At 73.7% G+C, this 1571-nt stretch carries 2 protein-coding genes; both read right to left on the bottom strand.

Going from position 1 to position 1571, the window contains the following annotated elements:
* Positions 1-41 precede the first annotated feature (41 nt).
* The gene (locus ACFUEL_RS39520; protein ID WP_380243028.1) at positions 42-776 is read right to left on the bottom strand and encodes a class E sortase; all 735 of its coding nucleotides are present in this window, start codon (positions 774-776) and stop codon (positions 42-44) included.
* 18 nt (positions 777-794) lie between these two features.
* Positions 795-1571: class E sortase (locus ACFUEL_RS39515; RefSeq protein WP_380243026.1), on the bottom strand; the 777-nt coding region annotated here is incomplete at its 5' end.

Raw genomic sequence — 1571 nt, 5'->3', positions numbered from 1 at the left:
CTCCCCGAACGGTGCGGCCCCTCTCCCGTGCCGGCCCCCCGTCAGCGCAGCTCGGGCGGCGGGGTGCGCTTCGCGTCCACCGGATCGACCCGCACCAGCTGCGCCCAGACCGCCATCCGGTACCGGGAGGTGTACACCGGCGTGCAGGTGGTCAGCGTCAGGTAGCGGCCCGGACCGGTGAACGGCGAACCCTCGGGGACGGGCGCCACCACGCCCACGTCGTACTTGGAGGTCTGCGGCAGCGTCCCGGCGACCCGGTAGACGTACCAGGAGTCCCGGGTCTCCACCACCACCGGGTCGCCCACCCCGAGCTTGTCCAGGTCGTGGAACTTCGCGCCGTGCCCGTCCCGGTGCGCCGCCAGCGCGAAGTTGCCCTCCGCGTCCCACGGCATCGCCGAGCGGTACGGCTCCTCGTACACGCCCGCCACGCCCTCGTTGAGCACCTCCGCGGTGGTGCCCATCCGGATCAGCGTCTGGTCGCCCCGGCCGAAGGCCGGCACGTGCAGGAAGCCCACCCCGTCACCCGCCGCGTACTGCGGCACCGGGGCGGCCGGCTCCCCCGGGGGCGCCGCCGCCGGGGCCGACCAGCTGTGCCGCAGCTGGTCCCCCGCCCGGCCGGACGCCCGGTCGGCCACCACGTCCGTCCACCACAGCGAGTACCCGACGAACAGCGCCAGCACCAGCCCCAGGGTGATCAGCAACTCCCCCAGCAGCCCCAGGGCCACCCCCAGCCGTCCGCGCCGCCGCCGCTGCCCGCCCCGAATGGCTGTGCCCATGGTGCCGTGCCTCGCTGCTCAGTGTTGCCCGGTCAGCGCCTCCGGCTGCCCCTGGCTCCTCGGCCGTTCCTCGACCATCTTGCCAAACACGATCAGCCTTCCCCGGGCACTGAACTCCGGCGTGCATGTCGTCATGGTCAGGTAGCGGCCCGGCGTGGTGAACGGCGAGCCCTTCGGGACCTTCTGAAGCACCGTCACGTTGCTCGGCGGGGTCTCCGGGATGCCGCCGGCCACCTCGTACGTGTAGTACGCCGTCGCGGTCTCCACCACGATCTTGTCGCCCGGCACCAGCTGGCCGATCTTCCGGAACGGCTGCCCGTGCGTGGTGCGGTGCGCGGCCACCGCGAAGTTGCCGTCCGGGTCGGAGGGCATCGCGGTGCCCGTGTAGTGGCCCACCAGGCCGTGGTCGAGCACCTTCTGCTTGTCGGTGCCCTCGGCGATCGGGTAGTCCAGGTCCAGCTTCGGGATGTGGATGATGGCGAAGCCCTGGCCGGGCTCGAACTTGGTCTGCGGCGGCGGCGTGCTGCCGCCCTGCGCCGGCTGCGCCCACTGCTGCTCCAGCTTGTTGCTGGCGGAGGCGGCGTCCCGGTTGGCCAGCACGTTGGTCCACCACAGCTGGTAGGAGACGAACAGCAGCATCACCGCGCCGAGGGTGATGAACACCTCCCCCAGCAGCCGGGCCAGCACCACCCGCTTGCGCTCCGGCGGCCGCGGCGGACGCGGCCCGCTCGGCCGGCCGGTGGCCCGGCGGCGCCCAGTGCCCGCCCCGCGGCGGCCGGCGCCGCGACGGCGCTC

This window comes from Kitasatospora sp. NPDC057198, assembly GCF_042670125.1.
Taxonomy (GTDB): domain Bacteria; phylum Actinomycetota; class Actinomycetes; order Streptomycetales; family Streptomycetaceae; genus Kitasatospora.
Note: the sequence above shows the minus strand (reverse complement) of the source record. Positions and strands in the feature narration are given on the sequence as shown.